Source organism: Bacillus sp. RB3 (assembly GCF_030164735.1).
GTDB classification, from domain to species: domain Bacteria; phylum Bacillota; class Bacilli; order Bacillales; family Bacillaceae_G; genus Bacillus_A; species Bacillus_A cereus.
Genome location: NZ_JASNGE010000002.1, coordinates 60951 through 76546, shown reverse-complemented (window position 1 = coordinate 76546; position 15596 = coordinate 60951). Strand labels below are relative to the sequence as shown.

The window sequence follows — 15596 nt, the reverse complement described above, 5'->3', positions numbered from 1 at the left end:
ATCGAGAGCGCTTTATTATTACCTATTTCGGTAAACGTGATAGCTTTTCAGCAATTGTTCTATAAAACTCTTGAATGCTAGAAAAACCTAATGAGTCTGAAACACTTAATCCTACCATATCGAGATGATCCCAATTCGCTTTCGTTTCGATATGATTCCATTTTCCAATCTGTAATGACCCATTATTATTTACAGCAACATTAGAAGATGGTGCAATCATAGAATTCGTATTTACTACACCATCATTTTGCCACCAAGAAGTATCAACTAACGGACGGTTTTCTTCATATCTCGCATAAGAACCTAAGAAAAATGCATTCCCCATCAACACTTTATTCATCGTAATATGCGGTAAATGTAAACCTGTTATAGGTGCTGCTTGTGATGCATGTCCACTATAGGATAAATAATACACATCTGGTTGCGTCTTTACCCAATTATTTAACTCCTTTGCACCATCTGTACTTAAATCCCATTGACTTATATCTTTTGTATTTTTCCAAAGTGAACTATTTAGAATACGATTACTATATTGGAAAAAGGACTCTCCAGCATTTTTCTTTATACCCCATTGATCCAATTTAAAATCATATAATGATAAATTATTGTTTCCTCCAAAGCTTGCAGCTGTAATGAGTAAATCTTTAACGAACGGTAGCAGAAGACTACCATCCGCAAGTGTTGTACCGTTGTGAGGGGTTGCTAATGTTGTAACACTATGAACATATGATTTTCCGCCTTCAAATAGTGGTGATATTTTGATGTCTGGGTGATTTTTCACATAATTCTTTTCTTCAAAACTACCTTCTTTTAATAGCTGTACTAATGTTCTAATCGTTTGTCCACCCATGCTATGTCCAACTAAATGAACTTTATTTGTTTCACTCCAATTCGGCGCAAAACCACTATAAGTTCTGCCAAAACGATTATGTCCATGTTTCTCAGCATGTACGGCACCATAGTCTACTGTCCCACCGCTAATTTGTGCATACAATTCACATGCACGATCCCAGTTACTAGAAACAGGTCCAACAGCTGCGGTATGTACCGTATAACCATTGCGTTTCAAATCTTCCTGTATATCATGAACACCACCCCAATATTTTACGCCAAGCATTTCTTCTCTACCCCATCCAGCAAATCCATTCACCAATATGATTGGATAATTATTTTGTTGCCTCTCTTCAGCGTATGATATTTTCGCTGCGAATGAACATACGGTCACTAATGCGAAAAAACATATTTTTAAAAATAACTTCCCCATACTTTCTCCCCCTAATAAAACGTTTACATTTTTCTTTTTTAAAAAATTAACAGAATACTTTAACAACTTAAACATAATGTAAAGTATTTTATATACGTTGTATATATAGAAAACATATACAAATGTTGATAAATATTAATTCAAGTAAATATTTACTTTTTACAATACAACTTGTAAATCTGTTTATTTGAATTTATAATTAGATATAGTTGCCTCATGTTAAAAAGATTTAAAAACCATAAGAAAACTAATCTCATTGCTTGAAAAGGAGGAAAAAGCATGCAAATCGGATCAAATATTCATACATTATCTCAACCTACTAAAATAACTCCATCTACTCTTGAGCATAATACTATCTCTTCTACTAAACTTGAAAGTAAGAAAATAAATGATCCTATCAAGTTTGATATTCGTTCATCTGAAAAAGAAATGAAACAGCCTGAGCATAAATTTAATGAATTAGATTTATGGAAGATGTTAAAGGATAAAGGTGTTCCTTTATGGATTATACTTGAAATGCTACAAAAGGCTCGTAAAGAAAAAGAAGCACAAAATAATTCAGTTCAAAATTCAAATGCGATTGAAGAAACGAGTGAGACTCGATTAAATGAAGTAATGTAAAGCATAATAATTGATTTGTCTATAAACTAAAAAGAGTTCGAAGCTGATGAAATTTTTATCAACTTCGAACTCTTTTTTAAGGTTTTTCGCCAATCGTTACAAAGTGAAAAGATACTTCTCCTTCCAAACCTTTAATTAACTTTTTTACTTTGACATTTTCATTAACCAATGTATTATCTGTCGACATTTTAGGTTTTTCGTCACCTAGTGATTTTTTCAAATGAAGAAGATGCATTTTCATTTCATTTGCCTTTATTTCTTTATAAACACTATTTTTTGCTACAATCATATACCATTCCGTTGAATATTTACGATTGTTACCTATCCAAGCATCACTATCGTATGTAACAGGAATCTCTTCCTCTCCTATTTTAATACTTTTCATAGTCTTATTGTCTTCACTTGTAAATAATAGCGCCCCTTCTTTGGGGAATTTCGGTAACGTATCTATAATATAATTGGAGCCATTATCTTGTTTTCGAAAAAGTTTTTCTTTAATCAATGCTTGTGCTGTAGATTCATTTAAAATTAAGACATTTCCATTTCCAACTTCCCCTTTTTTCACAGAAAACACTTCATTTTCTTCCGTAATTTCCTGATAACGATTAATAATTGGTGAAATATTATTTTCATCTCCAATAATTAATACACCGTTTGCAGGAAATGGATTTTCCTTTTTAGAACATGCACTAAAACTTATTAATAATAGTATCGTTAACATAAAAATAGTTAAAGTTCTTTTCATCTCGTTTCCTTTCATCATACAGTTCATTTTTCTACATACTTTATTGTAGTCTTACAAGCTAATAAATTCTATTGCTCCATAACCTTATAAAGCTTTTGCAGATAACGCCAACGGGTTATAAAGAAATATAAAACTTGTATACATATAAATGAAATTAAAATAACGATAGAGCTATTTATGATAGAAAAATCGACTAATTGCTGTAATGCTATATAAGCGACTACAGTATGAATCACTGCAACGACAATTGGTAAAAAGAACATTAATAATAACTGTCTCGTTACAACTTTTTTTAACTCACCTTTACTTAATCCCATTTTCGAAATCATTTTATATTGCTGCTGATCGCGATCCAAATCTGTATATAATCGGAAATAAATAAAACTAGCAGCGAATGTAAAGAAGACGATTCCGACTAAAATACTTACCATAAGTAATAAACCATTCTTTTGCTTTGCTTCCAACAAGTTTAATGTTAAAGCTTCAAAGTAGAAATCTCTGTCCCTAAGATCTTTATCGAATATACTCTTTAATTGATTGGAAATCTCTTTCGTTTTTATCCAATCATCTACAACAAATCCGTAAGTACGATATGGAATTTCTTTATTAACTGGGTCACTAGTAAGAGGCATTCCATCATATACCTGATCTTGAACAGCGATATAAATAGTTCTAGAATCGTGTGGTAAAACTAAATTTTCTACAGCTTTTTTCACATGAAATGTCTTTGTCCAGTCACCTTGAATGACTTCTATATTCTTTTTATACTCGCCATTTTTAAATTCTTGTTTTTGTGATACGACTCCAGGAATTAATAAAATTTCATCTTCTTTTTCAATTTTTTCTTGTTGATAGCCTAGTGCTTTAGCAAGATCGTTGTATTCACTTAACTTCATTACATTTACGCCATTTTCTGTGTATATATATGAAGATGAAGCCATTCGATACGGAATATTAGCATCAGAAAGGTGCTTTTTTATAATAGAAAGATTTTTATTCAATACTTTGTCATTTTCAAGACTTCCATACAAAAATGTATAGGGATTTGTCATCCTTACTAAATCCCTATTTCCAATTGCGGTTGTTGTACCAATTGCTGTAAATGCAACTGCTGAAACAATAGATACTATAAAAAACATCGTTGCATTATCTTTCATACGGTAAATTAATTCAGAAAATGTTAATATATTTGTTCTCTTTAAAAAGAAAGATTCTCTCCTTTTAGCAAGGCGCAATATATACACGCTACACTGTGTATATAAAAAGTACGTTCCTATAATTACTAGGAGCACACCTATTCCAAGCGTAATAAAATTGGTACTTGGTATGAAGCGAAATACTGAAAAATATCCATACCCTATACTAATTAAAGAAAGTAGCGATAATAAAACTGAAGATTTCGGTTCAGGTTTTGGCTTTTCCTCTGCTCGAATAAGTTCCACAAGTTCCGTTACTTTTATCATTTTAAATGTAAATAATGAAACAATTAAAAACAAGAAAAGAAATGTGATAACAGTTAATAATACAGCCCGCACTGGTATATAAAAAGGTAAACCATTATTAATCATTAATACACTTGCACTTATCAATAAGACTAGTTTAGAAAATATGAGTCCAATGAAAATCCCTATACAAATTGAACCAAGTCCAATCAACATATTTTCAATTAATAATAATTTCTTAAGCTGTCTCATTGACATACCTTGCATCATTAAAATGCCAAATTCTTTCTTACGCGTTTTTAAAAACGAACTAACTGAATATAAAATGAAGAAAAATGAAAATACAAAAATCAATCCTTGCGAAACTGAAAATCCCAATGTACCAAATGCACTTATTGTTGCACTTGTCGATTTCAACTCACCTTGTAAATCAGGATGAAATAATAAAAGAGCATACGTAAAGAAAATCATAATAGAAAATGCACTACTTAAAAAATGGGCAGCATATGTACGCTTATTGCGAAAAATATTATTAAATGCGAACTGACGAAAAGTCATGCCTTTTCCCTCCTAACAAAGAAAGGACATCCATAATCTTTTGATAAAAAGTTTGCCTACTTTCACCACAATAAATTTCGTTATATAGTTGACCATCTTTAATAAAGATTACTCGGCTGCAAAAGCTCGCTGCATACGGATCATGTGTAACTAACATCATCGTTGCTTTTTCTTCTTTATTTAGAGTATCCAGCATCTCCATTACATCATTTGAAGATTTAGAGTCCAAGTTCCCTGTTGGTTCATCTGCAAGTAATAATTGCGGCTTATGAACAATTGCACGAGCGATTGCTGTTCTTTGAGCTTGTCCCCCTGATATTTCAAACGTTCTTTTATTCAATATATCTGTAATATTTAACTTCTCTGCAATCTCTTCCAATCGCTTGTTCATTTCTTGCACGGAAACACCATCTAAAGTCATCGGCAATACGATGTTTTCTTTTACAGTAAGTGTGCTAAGAAGATTAAATGATTGAAAAACAAATCCTAATTGTTTTCTGCGGAATAACGCTAATTCTTCTGATGATAATTGAAAAGGATTTGTGCCATTAATAAATATTTCTCCCGATGATGGAGAATCAATAGTAGATACCATATTCAATAACGTTGTTTTTCCGCTACCTGATGGACCCATAATTCCTACAAATTCACCTTCTTGAATTGATAAATCAATATCTACTAATGCTTTATAAGGTACTTTCCCTTTATATACTTTACTAATACTTTTTGCATGTAAAATTTCCATGTATATTCTCCCTTCATTTCCACTGCTCACTATAAAGTGTAAATGAATTGTCTTACAGCTCATATTGATTCATCTTTCATTTACCTTACACGCTTGTAAGATTTCTAAAAAAACTGACAACATAATTATTTCAAACTAAAATTAACGCATAACTATCTTATAATAATTGTATAGTAGTAGGAAATATAATGTATAATAAATCTTTATTATATAAATGAGAAAAGACCGATTGCTATCGGTCTTTTACTACCAAACGTTATATTTTTATCCACTCAGATTTTCTCAATATATAATGATTATATATTTGATTTTCTATCCTCTGTTGGCTCTTATAAATAAACCCGCATTTTTCAATAACTTTATTTGATGCTACATTGTTAATTAAAGCAATTGCGTTAAGGACATTTAAATTTGTTTCTTTAAACAAATAGTCAATTAAACCTTTAGTCGCTTTTGTAGCATAGCCATGATTTTGATATTCATTTGAGATAGCATACATTATCTCTCTGTTTGGTGAAGGGAGTTCTTCTTTCATACCTGTGCAGCACCATCCAATGAGTTCATTTGTAGCTTTCTTAAATATTCCTAGCTTTAACATATGATTATCTATGTTATTCGTAGTTTTCACTGCATCAAGAAATGCTTTGTTTGCTGGTATTTCATAATCTGCAATCCAATCCACCCTTTGTTCTTTCGTTGATTTCCAGTCTGGTAAAAATTTTGCTATTTCCGGTTGATTTGCTATTTTATAAATACTCTCTGCATCTTTGACCGTAAACTCTTGCAAGTATATATCTCCACAATCTATTTTAAATAACTTAGTGAATCTCTCTTCTCCCATGTTAATCCCCCTTATTTACGTTATAGCTCCTTAATCTGCTTCGTAAGTTCAATAAACCGTTCATCCAGTGCTTTATATTCTTTGTCTTTAGAAGTTAAAAAGCTTAATTTTCCTAATACTTCTTGTCTCTCTGTTTCTAACGTTAAACGTAGCTCTTCAATATCATCTCTTGTTTTAGTAGGTTCTTCTAGCTGCTTTTGTATCGTATTGTTTGAAAACACGAGTTTTGTGTTAGTTGTTTTCTCCAGAAAATATCGATCGTGAGATACAATTACTAATGTTCCGTTATACTCAGCTAATGTATTTTCAAGTTGTTCACGTGAAGGTAGATCCAAGTGATTCGTCGGTTCGTCTAAAATGAGTACATCTTTTTCATCTAAAATATAAGCCATTAGCTTACACTTTACTCTTTCTCCCATACTCATATGCTCAATCGGCTCTTTCCATTGAGACGCTTGGAATCCTAAATGTTTCATTAAATTTTGGACTTTTCCTCTTTCTTCAAACGTCTCTTTAAAAAATAAATTTTCTGGTGTTTTATCAAGCGGTAAATCAAAAACTTCTTGTGTTAAATAGCCGATGTTTGCTGAAGGTGAAATCCATATTTCTCCTTCAGCAGTTTCCGTTCCCATAATCATCTTCAGTAATGTTGTTTTCCCACTACCGTTTGGTCCAACAATCGCAACTTTCTCACCGTGCTGAATTGTAAAATTAACGTTTTCAAATAATACTTTCCCATGAAAGTCTTTTTTTAATTGCTTTACTTCTAAAAAGCGTTTTCCTACTTTTTTGTTCGCTTGAATAGAAAACTCAACTGAATACTCTTCTTTCACACGTTCTACTTTCGTTTTCTCCAGCTCTTTTTCAAGTCTTTTTCGTTTTGACTTCACTTGTGCATCCATTCGCTTCGCTTTTACACGATAGAATTCTTTCACACCTTCTTGTTTTGTAGACTGCGCGTGTGCCTTTTGTGACCATGAACTCAATTCTTTTATATGTGTTTCTACTTGTTCTATCTTTTTTTGTTGTTTTTCATATTCACGCTGCTGCGACTTTCTTTTTTGCTCACGTGCTTTCATGTAGCTCGTATAATTACCACTATGCTCAATTAATTTTTTGTCCTCAATTGACCATATTTTTGTTGCGACAACATCTAAAAAATATCGATCATGCGATACAACGATAACTGTACCTTTCATGTTTTTTATTTGTTTAATGAGAAATCCCGTACTGATCTCATCCAAATGATTTGTCGGTTCGTCTAATATTAAGACATTAGGATTTTCAGCAAATCCTTTTGCTAATCGAATTTTCAGCTTTTCACCACCACTTAAAGTATGAAAATCGTTCGTTGGCACGCCCCATTTTGCAAGAAGTTCTGCTTCTTTTGCAATTACATCATTACTAATAAAAGATTCTATTTCTTGCTCAACATATGCGGTTGTCATATTCATTTGCTGCCATTCAACAATCCCTTTTGAAGGCTCAATCTTTCCATTTATTAATTGAAGTAACGTTGATTTACCAGCACCGTTTTTACCAATTAATCCGATAACATCCCCTTGTTTTACTGTCACATTCATTTTCTCTAACAACATATTTTCTTTTATTTCAACATAAACATCATTTAATTTTAATAGTTCTTTCATAATACCGATCCCTTTCATTAAGGGAGAATAAAAAAATCCTCCCAAATAAATTTGGCAGGATTAGTCGTTAAAATATTTACACCCAAATAAGCTATTACGTAACATAAATAGCAATACCGTTCTATGGAAATTGGGCAGACTAATCCTATTTTTTAGAAATTGAAATTTATTGAATTTCAACATTTAAAAATAAGATTAGTTAATCATCGTCCACCCATCATTCCTTTCTGTCATTAATAACCATATTGTACCATGATAATACTGTATGCGTAAATATTATTATTTGTACTTCAAAAGCAATTATTTTTCTTCAAGTTTATTTTTACAATTTCATGTGCTCATATCTTTAATTCTTACTAATTTGTATCATTTATTCATATGAAAACTTTTTAAAAAATACAAAACAAGGCTAAAAAACTTATCTCCAACGTTCTTTAGCCTTGATCACTTTTTACACATTAAAAAATATTACTCGTACTACCGTACCTTTATCAACTTCTGAATGGATTTCTACACTATGTCCTAATTGCTTCGTAATTTCATATACGAGATATAGCCCCATTCCTGTTGATTCTTTAAAATCTCTACCGTTTTCTCCTGTAAAGAAAGGTTTGAAGACTCTTGGTAAATCTTGCTTCGGTATACCTACGCCATTATCAGCAATTTCAAGTATAACGGTATTACCTTCCTTACAAGCTTTCACTTTAATCTTTTCTCTACTACCTGATGAATATTTAATCGCATTCGATAGTATTTGCCCAATTAAAAATTGTAACCATTTCGCATCACTTTCTACAGTAATGTCCTTATCAATTTCAAGCTCTGGATATACAAAATTCCGGATAAAGAACCGTTTATGCTCATGTACCGAATCATTCACTATTTTATGTAGTTGTACTCTTTCTACATAAAAATCTTGTGTAAATGCTTCTAAACGTGCGACATACAGAGCCATTTCTAATCCCTTTTTTAATTGATCAGTTTCCTCATTTATACTTTCAAAACGTGAATCTACTTCATCCTGTGTAATTAATTCTATTACAGATAAAGGTGTTTTCATTTGATGAATCCACTGATTCATAAAGGTTAAATGGTCATTATTTTTTCTCTCTTGCATTTGCAGCTGATTTTGATAATGTCGATATTGCACCTCAAGTAGTTCTTGAAGAGCAGCCGATACAGCTGCAAAATCAGATTTTTGAACAGATTCATCCAAAGATTGCATCGGGTTTGCTAAGCGCTCATAAAAAGAACGATGTGTAAAATAACGAAACACTAAATAACTTCCCATAAAGAAAGCCCCTAGAAACATTGCATATAACGCCGTTGTAATATGATTATGCCCATCAAACCAATATACGAGAAATATAGCTAGTAGTTGAATTATAGTAAAGCAAATAAGTGGTATATGATCACGTATAAACAACCTTATCATTTTTCTATACCAGTATCCCAAGTAATATGCAATCTATATCCAACACTACGAATCGTTTCAATCGCACCTTCTATATGTAACGTTTGTAACTTTTTACGCACACGTGTTGTATTTACACTTAATGTATTATCATCAACATAAGATTCGCTATCCCATAATTTATTTAACAACACTTCCCTACTCACAACACGCGGATAATTTTTCATTAATGTCTCTAATAAAATAGCTTCGTTTCTCGTTATATCAATCTCTTCGTTTCTAAGTTTCAATACAAGTCTTTCAGGATATAAACAAAGGCCTTGTTGCTCAATCATTCGCTCTTCTAGTTTCGGTGCATAATCTCCATATGCACGTCTTAAATGACTACGAATTTTCGCCACTACAACTTCATAATGAAAAGGCTTCGGAATAAAATCATCGCCACCATTTTCTAACGCCATAACTTGATCCATCGTACCTTCACGAGCCGAAATGAATAGTATCGGACATGTAGAAACACCGCGAATTTGACGACACCAAAAGTACCCATCAAAACTCGGTAAATTAATATCTAATAAAACTAACTCTGGTTGTTCATCTAAAAAAATGTCTAATACATTTTGAAAGTCCGATACAATAACTCCTTGATAACCATATTTCGCAACATGTTTTGATAATAGTTCTGCAATTTTCATATCGTCTTCTACAATCATAATTTTGACCATTATTGAACTCCTTTTTAATCCACAATCTCAAATATACTTATATAAAATAAATACTACCTCTTTTCACAAAATCCGTAAATTAAAAAAGGATGCTTTTATACAAAAGTATCCTTTTTCGCCCCTTATCTATTTAATATGAAATTTACTAAAAGTAAATCCTAGTTTCTCCACATAATCCATCCCTAATTCCATACGCGCCGTTTTCAACGGATCCACAACTTGGCAAACTTTTAAATTACCTGCTGCCGATAATAAAAGAGTTGCATCAGCTTTAGACATTGCTAATTCTTCATGTAAAAATGTCACCATATTATGTACAGCACGACTTGCTGCATCATCTAACAATTTCTCTGAAGCAATCGTCATCATTTTTTCTTTTTGAATAGCCATTGGTAACGGCCATTTTTTCCCTTTTATAATTTGAACTGTTACAGTTACCTCACCAGCAACCTCTACACCACTAACACCAATTTCACCATCACCCATTGCTGCGTGTAAATCACCTAACGCTAATAGTGCTCCTGGGACATTAACTGGTAGTAGTAATGTTGTTCCTTCTTTAATTTCTTTACAGTCCATATTCCCGCCGTGATCATGCGGTGTGCCACATGAAATGCTCTCTTCTTTCGGTGCAGTACCAATTACCCCAATCATTGGATTAATCGGGATTTGTAGTTCACTTGAAAACAAAACATGTTCATTATGTATTGGGACAATTTTCACTGTATTTTCATTTAACTCATTCCCTATTACACCAAGGTTTGCACCTGTAGTTAAAACGCCCTGCTCTGCAATTTTAATCTTTTCAATCGTTACGGCTAATATATCGCCAGGTTCTGCTCCTTTAACATATACAGGTCCAGTCGCTGGATTAATTCGGTTCCAATCTAATTCTTGAAACACAACATCTTCAGAATCGATTTGATTTTCAAAGCAATCATATGTTTCAAATACAAGACTGCTCCCAATTTCCACTTCCATACAAGGCTTATTTTCTGGTGACATTGAGTAAATGATATGGTCTTTATGAATTCGATACATAATACCTCTCCCTTTTATATTTATCTACTATTACTAATTAGCTCTTTTTATACAAGCTCCTCTTAAAATTAAATGTTATTTTTATGTAAAAAAGCACGCAGATTGTTTTATAACATACACTCTTTACTATAACAGAAAGGTGGTATCACTATGCCCCTTATTCCATACAACGAAAGTGATGTTGATTTACTAGCTCGTTTAATTCGTGCTGAAGCTGAAGGTGAAGGTCGCCAAGGTGAGGAGTTAGTTGGATGCGTTGTAGTAAACCGTGTATTTTGTGATTGCTTAGATTTTAAACAACTCCGTACCGTACGCGACGCTGTATATCAAAGCCCCGGCGGATTTGAAGCAGTACAATATGGATATTTTTATCAACGCGCTCGTGAATCAGAAAAAGAAATTGCACGAAAAGTTTTACAAGGTAAATGGCGCTGGCCTGCACGATGGGCTCTTTGGTATTTCCGTCCAGTTGGAGCTTGTCCACCTGAATGGTATAATCAGCCATTTGTAGGACAGTTTAAAAGCCATTGTTTTTATGAACCAAGTGGTGATGAATGTCCAAAAATGTATTCACGCTAGCAAAATTTGAAACGCAAGTACTTAGATGTCTAAGTACTTGCGTTTCTTTTAGCTTTATTTTAGAAATCTAGTAATGAGATGAATTTTTCGATGCCCACCACATGTATTAATAACGATATACGTGGGCCACTAGACTGATTCATAATAAGCTTATAAATAATAATAAATAATTGTTTTTGATTTTTTTTCATTATTTTTTTATTGTCATGATGGCAAATCGAATACAATTGCTCCATTAAGTTAGAGTAATCTTTGTTAGAACGAAGTATATTGCAAACTTTTACTAACCATTCTTTCTGTCTTTCATCTAATGTGTTGTAAAACTCTGTATTTCTCTCTCGATTTACCGCAATTAATTTTTCAGATTGAAAGTTTTTTATCCAATACTCTGCGCGGTTACATATCGCTATCATAGCATCTAATGTATAACTTCTATCTATTTTTTCTAATGTATCTTGTAAAATAGATGAATCAAAATTTAATAGCGGTAACGTTCCTGCTACTTGATTAAATCTCGGATATTCTTTAAACTGCCTATCAACTTTAGAGAGTTTAATTGCATCAAATAAATCTTCATTTTTGAGCGTTTTATTTTCATAGCTATCTTTCAATCGTTCATACTCTGTATAATTACGAATCACATCTTCATCCAACCCAATATGAAAAGCAGTGCCTGATTTGTATTTGGCAAACATAAAGAGAATTACTTCTGGTATATACACTTTCAATAAATCGCTTGGTGTAATGCTATTCCCTGAAGAACTAGACATTTTTTCATGATTCCCTTTAATACCAATGAAATCGTAAGCAACGTAATGAGGCGCTTCACGATTGAATATTTTCCTTGCAATTTCTTTTGATACATTATAACTACCCGTTTCTGATGAATGATCTCTTCCACCCGGTTCAAAAATAACATCCTCTATCATCCATCTCATCGGCCAATCGATTTTCCAGTTTAGTTTCATTTTATTTGTATTTAATACGGATAATTCTTTTTCATTTCCGCATTCACATTCATACCGGACTGTTTTTAATACTTCATCAAAATGTGTAATAGTTGTTGTATCTTTTCCACACCTCTCACAATATAATGTAGCTGGATAAAAATTGTTTCGCTCTTCTTCACTACACTCTCCAGTTTTAAAATCCATTAAAATATCATATATTTCTTTTCGTTTATACAAAGCCTCTAAAATATTTTTGTTATACCTTCCACTTCTATATTCATCATATTGATAAATAAATTCTACTTCAATTCCAAATGCTTGAAGCGATGTTTCAAACTCTTTTTCAAAATGCTCCGCATACGAGTTATGACATCCAGACGGATCTGGAATATCACAGTATGGCATACCAATATACTTTGCAAAAGATGGATCAATATTTTTTGGAACTTTTCTAAATCGATCATAATCATCCCACGAAAATATAAAACGAGTCTTTTTCCCTAAACCTTGAAGTGCTCTTACTACGAAATAAGTCGTTACGATTTCACGAAAGTTCCCAATATGAACAGAACCTGAAGGACTAATTCCAGATGCACAAACAAACGTTTCTTTATTTGGATGTTTCCTAATTAATTCATGTGCTACTTCATACGCCCAATGCATTTATTGCTCACCTCAATTATTTTTTGTTTTCGTATTCTCAGTTTTATGCAATAAAAAAACTCCCACCCCCAAGATTATTCATCTTGAGGACGAGAGTTGTTAGCTTCGCGGTACCACCTCAGTTTGTTAATATGTCACCATATTAACCTCTTCAGGTACGGCAAAATATGCTTATACCCTATCTCTATAACGGGAGAACCCGTCGCACCATCCCTAAATAAATTAGTTCCTTGCGCAGCTCCAAGTCTTTTTTCGTTAAGATGTATACAGCTCTTTCTCAGCTACCAGAGCTCTCTGTACGTATTCTTTCTTAACTACTCTTCTCTTCCATGCCATTTTAAATATTAGTTTTTTAATATGATAATTTATAACACTTTTATTGTCAAACTTTTCCGAATCAAAAACATATAATTACCTAAAAAAATTCTTTATCGCTTCTAATTGAATTTTATGACTACACTCATCACAACAATATGCCCCGTTTGGTTTTTCTTTAAATCGCTTATATTTTTCACTGCCTTCGTAAACACGAAATATATTCTTACAAGAAAAGCAAACAATCTCATAAAACATCATATGCATTTTCCTCTCCTTGTTTATACACTTTTTTAATCACTTGTGAGAAGGTCATTTTTCTACAGCATAAATTTTAATATCCTTTGACTAAAAGGTTTACCTCTATTCTTATTGAATTATATTAATATCTTATAACGCGAGGTGAACATCTTGTTCAGTAATATAGAATTAGTTTTAGATGCTAAAGCAAGTTTAGCTGAAGGACCATGTTGGAATGAAAAAAAGCAACTTTTATATTGGGTTGATATTATGGAGAGAAAATTATGCATATACAACCCTACCGCTAATACGAACCGAGTAATTGCACTCAATCAACAAATCGGCTGTGTTGTTCCATATTTAGAGGATGTACTACTCTTAGCTATGGAAAAAGGCTTTTATTCTATTAATATAAATACCGAAAAACTGACACATATCTTTGACCCTGAACCACATTTAATAGAAAATCGTTTCAATGATGGAAAATGTGATCCAGCTGGTCGTTTCTGGGCAGGTTCTACAGATACATACGGTATGAATGCTGCAGGTTCCTTGTATTGTTTACATCATAATTTAAGTGTAGAGAAAAAAGTTTCACATGTAAATACATCAAATGGAATTGCTTGGTCACCTGATCATACATACTTTTACTTTATAGATACACCTACTAAAAAAGTGGTTCGCTATCAATATAATATACGTACTGGAGACATTCATAATCCAATTGATGTAATCATTTTCTCTGAAAATGATGGTCTACCTGATGGTATGACAATTGACGAAGACGGCTGTTTATGGATTGCACATTGGGGAGGTTCAAAAATAACTAGATGGAATCCATCTACTGGAGAACAAATATTAAATATTCCAATTCCAGCTTTATATGTAACATCATGTACATTTGGAGGACCTAATTTAACAGATTTATATGTTACCACAGCCAGAACAAGAATGACTGATGACGAATTAAAAGAGTATCCACATGCTGGTGGTATTTTTCGAATTCAAACAAATGTTAAAGGCTGTCCCACCTATTCATTTTGCAATAAAAATATTGGAGCTGAAACAATGTGAACCGTATCGATTACATAAGACAAGAAGAAAAGAAATATCACGGCCTTTGCTATGAACAATATAAACTATTTGAAATTGGCTCTTGGCTGTACAAACCGGTTAAAACAGTTATGAACTTGATGGATCACTTTGAAGGACAAAACAACTTGCAAGTACTTGATCTTGGCTCTGGCATCGGTAGAAATAGCATTCCAATTGCACAAATAATAAAAAATTATAATGGCACTGTTACATGTGTTGATTTACTTGATTCCGCTTTAACAAAGCTAAAAATTTATAGTAAAGAACATGATGTATTCGAGGTTATAAAAACAGAACAAGCAGAAATTGAAAACTATCATATTGACTCTAACGCTTATGATTATATCGTTGCAGTATCAAGTTTAGAGCATGTTAAATCAAAAGAAGATTTTAAAAAAGTGCTCCATTCTATGAAACAAGGGACAAAAAACGGCGGTATTAATTGTTTAATTATTAACTCTAACATACAAGAAATTGTTTTAAAAACGAATGAAGAATTAGAAGCTTTAATTGAAATTAATCTCCCAACTGATGAAATGATACATCTATTAAAAAGTATTTATAAAGGATGGAAAGAAGTAAAAGTTGAAATAAAAGAATTAGCTTATAATATAGTTCGTAATGAAAGACACATTCAATTAAAAACAAATGCTATTACTTTTGCCTTTCAGAAATAATACTATAAAAGGTAAGGATATTTTCTCATATA

The 15596-nt window shown here is 32.3% G+C and carries 15 protein-coding genes and 1 other annotated feature; of the genes, 4 read left to right on the top strand and 11 right to left on the bottom strand.

The genetic code is table 11. The features are described 5' to 3' along the window. Window positions 1-22 precede the first annotated feature (22 nt). A complete protein-coding gene (locus tag QO049_RS03190; protein WP_000517066.1) occupies window positions 23-1264 on the bottom strand; it encodes an esterase/lipase family protein in 1242 nt (413 codons plus the stop codon). Window positions 1265-1543: 279 nt separating this feature from the next. Between QO049_RS03190 and QO049_RS03185 the strand changes: the two genes are divergently transcribed. Then, on the top strand, window positions 1544-1885 hold the full coding sequence (locus QO049_RS03185; RefSeq protein ID WP_001165515.1) for a DUF3914 domain-containing protein: 342 nt from the start codon (window positions 1544-1546) through the stop codon (window positions 1883-1885). Window positions 1886-1961: 76 nt separating this feature from the next. Here QO049_RS03185 and QO049_RS03180 read toward each other — a convergent pair whose 3' ends face one another. The 8 genes from QO049_RS03180 to QO049_RS03145 form a co-directional block, all read right to left on the bottom strand. Continuing rightward, window positions 1962-2648: a lipoprotein BA_5634 family protein gene (locus tag QO049_RS03180; protein ID WP_000975419.1), complete on the bottom strand. Its 687-nt coding sequence runs from the start codon at window positions 2646-2648 to the stop codon at window positions 1962-1964. 50 nt (window positions 2649-2698) lie between these two features. Beyond that, the gene (locus QO049_RS03175) at window positions 2699-4630 is read right to left on the bottom strand and encodes an ABC transporter permease (protein WP_246962834.1); all 1932 of its coding nucleotides are present in this window, start codon (window positions 4628-4630) and stop codon (window positions 2699-2701) included. Then, window positions 4605-5375: an ABC transporter ATP-binding protein gene (locus tag QO049_RS03170; protein WP_000404276.1), complete on the bottom strand. Its 771-nt coding sequence runs from the start codon at window positions 5373-5375 to the stop codon at window positions 4605-4607. Before QO049_RS03170 ends, QO049_RS03175 begins: the two co-directional genes overlap by 26 nt. A 256-nt stretch (window positions 5376-5631) precedes the next feature. Further along, complete coding sequence (locus tag QO049_RS03165) at window positions 5632-6216, bottom strand: GNAT family N-acetyltransferase (protein WP_000503527.1); 585 nt, start codon at window positions 6214-6216, stop codon at window positions 5632-5634. Between the two features lie 20 nt (window positions 6217-6236). After that, the gene (gene abc-f, locus QO049_RS03160) at window positions 6237-7865 is read right to left on the bottom strand and encodes a ribosomal protection-like ABC-F family protein (RefSeq protein WP_002103136.1); all 1629 of its coding nucleotides are present in this window, start codon (window positions 7863-7865) and stop codon (window positions 6237-6239) included. Between the two features lie 451 nt (window positions 7866-8316). Next, entirely contained in the window at window positions 8317-9300 is a 984-nt protein-coding gene (locus QO049_RS03155; protein WP_098619612.1) for a sensor histidine kinase, read from the bottom strand. After that, window positions 9297-10004: a response regulator transcription factor gene (locus tag QO049_RS03150; RefSeq protein WP_000238969.1), complete on the bottom strand. Its 708-nt coding sequence runs from the start codon at window positions 10002-10004 to the stop codon at window positions 9297-9299. Before QO049_RS03150 ends, QO049_RS03155 begins: the two co-directional genes overlap by 4 nt. Before the next feature lie 126 nt (window positions 10005-10130). Then, window positions 10131-11045, bottom strand: a complete 915-nt coding sequence (locus tag QO049_RS03145; RefSeq protein WP_000285665.1) for an acetamidase/formamidase family protein — start codon at window positions 11043-11045, stop codon at window positions 10131-10133. Window positions 11046-11195: 150 nt separating this feature from the next. Between QO049_RS03145 and QO049_RS03140 the strand changes: the two genes are divergently transcribed. Beyond that, the gene (locus QO049_RS03140) at window positions 11196-11624 is read left to right on the top strand and encodes a cell wall hydrolase (protein WP_284489117.1); all 429 of its coding nucleotides are present in this window, start codon (window positions 11196-11198) and stop codon (window positions 11622-11624) included. A 59-nt stretch (window positions 11625-11683) separates the two neighbouring features. On the opposite strand, the gene lysS is transcribed toward QO049_RS03140, so the two are convergent. Together lysS and QO049_RS03130 are read right to left on the bottom strand one after the other, a co-directional pair. Then, complete coding sequence (gene lysS, locus QO049_RS03135; protein WP_284489116.1) at window positions 11684-13237, bottom strand: lysine--tRNA ligase; 1554 nt, start codon at window positions 13235-13237, stop codon at window positions 11684-11686. Window positions 13238-13319: 82 nt separating this feature from the next. Next, window positions 13320-13576, bottom strand: a binding site (T-box leader). Between the two features lie 72 nt (window positions 13577-13648). Next, on the bottom strand, window positions 13649-13819 hold the full coding sequence (locus tag QO049_RS03130) for a DUF2197 domain-containing protein (RefSeq protein ID WP_000551047.1): 171 nt from the start codon (window positions 13817-13819) through the stop codon (window positions 13649-13651). A gap of 144 nt (window positions 13820-13963) precedes the next feature. Here QO049_RS03130 and QO049_RS03125 point away from each other — a divergent pair, with 144 nt between their 5' ends. Together QO049_RS03125 and QO049_RS03120 are read left to right on the top strand one after the other, a co-directional pair. Further along, window positions 13964-14866, top strand: a complete 903-nt coding sequence (locus QO049_RS03125) for an SMP-30/gluconolactonase/LRE family protein (protein ID WP_000492419.1) — start codon at window positions 13964-13966, stop codon at window positions 14864-14866. Then, complete coding sequence (locus QO049_RS03120) at window positions 14863-15564, top strand: class I SAM-dependent methyltransferase (protein ID WP_246962830.1); 702 nt, start codon at window positions 14863-14865, stop codon at window positions 15562-15564. Before QO049_RS03125 ends, QO049_RS03120 begins: the two co-directional genes overlap by 4 nt. Window positions 15565-15596: the final 32 nt, after the last annotated feature.

What these genes read in the sequence shown, in the direction of transcription:
- lysS (WP_284489116.1), bottom strand. Translation starts at nt 13,237, where the DNA reads ATGCATTGGGCGTATGAAGTAGCACATGAATTAATTAGGAAACATCCA.
- abc-f (WP_002103136.1), bottom strand. Translation starts at nt 7,865, where the DNA reads ATGAAAGAACTATTAAAATTAAATGATGTTTATGTTGAAATAAAAGAA.
- QO049_RS03190 (WP_000517066.1), bottom strand. Translation starts at nt 1,264, where the DNA reads ATGGGGAAGTTATTTTTAAAAATATGTTTTTTCGCATTAGTGACCGTA.
- QO049_RS03165 (WP_000503527.1), bottom strand. Translation starts at nt 6,216, where the DNA reads ATGGGAGAAGAGAGATTCACTAAGTTATTTAAAATAGATTGTGGAGAT.
- QO049_RS03155 (WP_098619612.1), bottom strand. Translation starts at nt 9,300, where the DNA reads ATGATAAGGTTGTTTATACGTGATCATATACCACTTATTTGCTTTACT.
- QO049_RS03185 (WP_001165515.1), top strand. Translation starts at nt 1,544, where the DNA reads ATGCAAATCGGATCAAATATTCATACATTATCTCAACCTACTAAAATA.
- QO049_RS03170 (WP_000404276.1), bottom strand. Translation starts at nt 5,375, where the DNA reads ATGGAAATTTTACATGCAAAAAGTATTAGTAAAGTATATAAAGGGAAA.
- QO049_RS03150 (WP_000238969.1), bottom strand. Translation starts at nt 10,004, where the DNA reads ATGGTCAAAATTATGATTGTAGAAGACGATATGAAAATTGCAGAACTA.
- QO049_RS03140 (WP_284489117.1), top strand. Translation starts at nt 11,196, where the DNA reads ATGCCCCTTATTCCATACAACGAAAGTGATGTTGATTTACTAGCTCGT.
- QO049_RS03130 (WP_000551047.1), bottom strand. Translation starts at nt 13,819, where the DNA reads ATGCATATGATGTTTTATGAGATTGTTTGCTTTTCTTGTAAGAATATA.
- QO049_RS03175 (WP_246962834.1), bottom strand. Translation starts at nt 4,630, where the DNA reads ATGACTTTTCGTCAGTTCGCATTTAATAATATTTTTCGCAATAAGCGT.
- QO049_RS03180 (WP_000975419.1), bottom strand. Translation starts at nt 2,648, where the DNA reads ATGATGAAAGGAAACGAGATGAAAAGAACTTTAACTATTTTTATGTTA.
- QO049_RS03145 (WP_000285665.1), bottom strand. Translation starts at nt 11,045, where the DNA reads ATGTATCGAATTCATAAAGACCATATCATTTACTCAATGTCACCAGAA.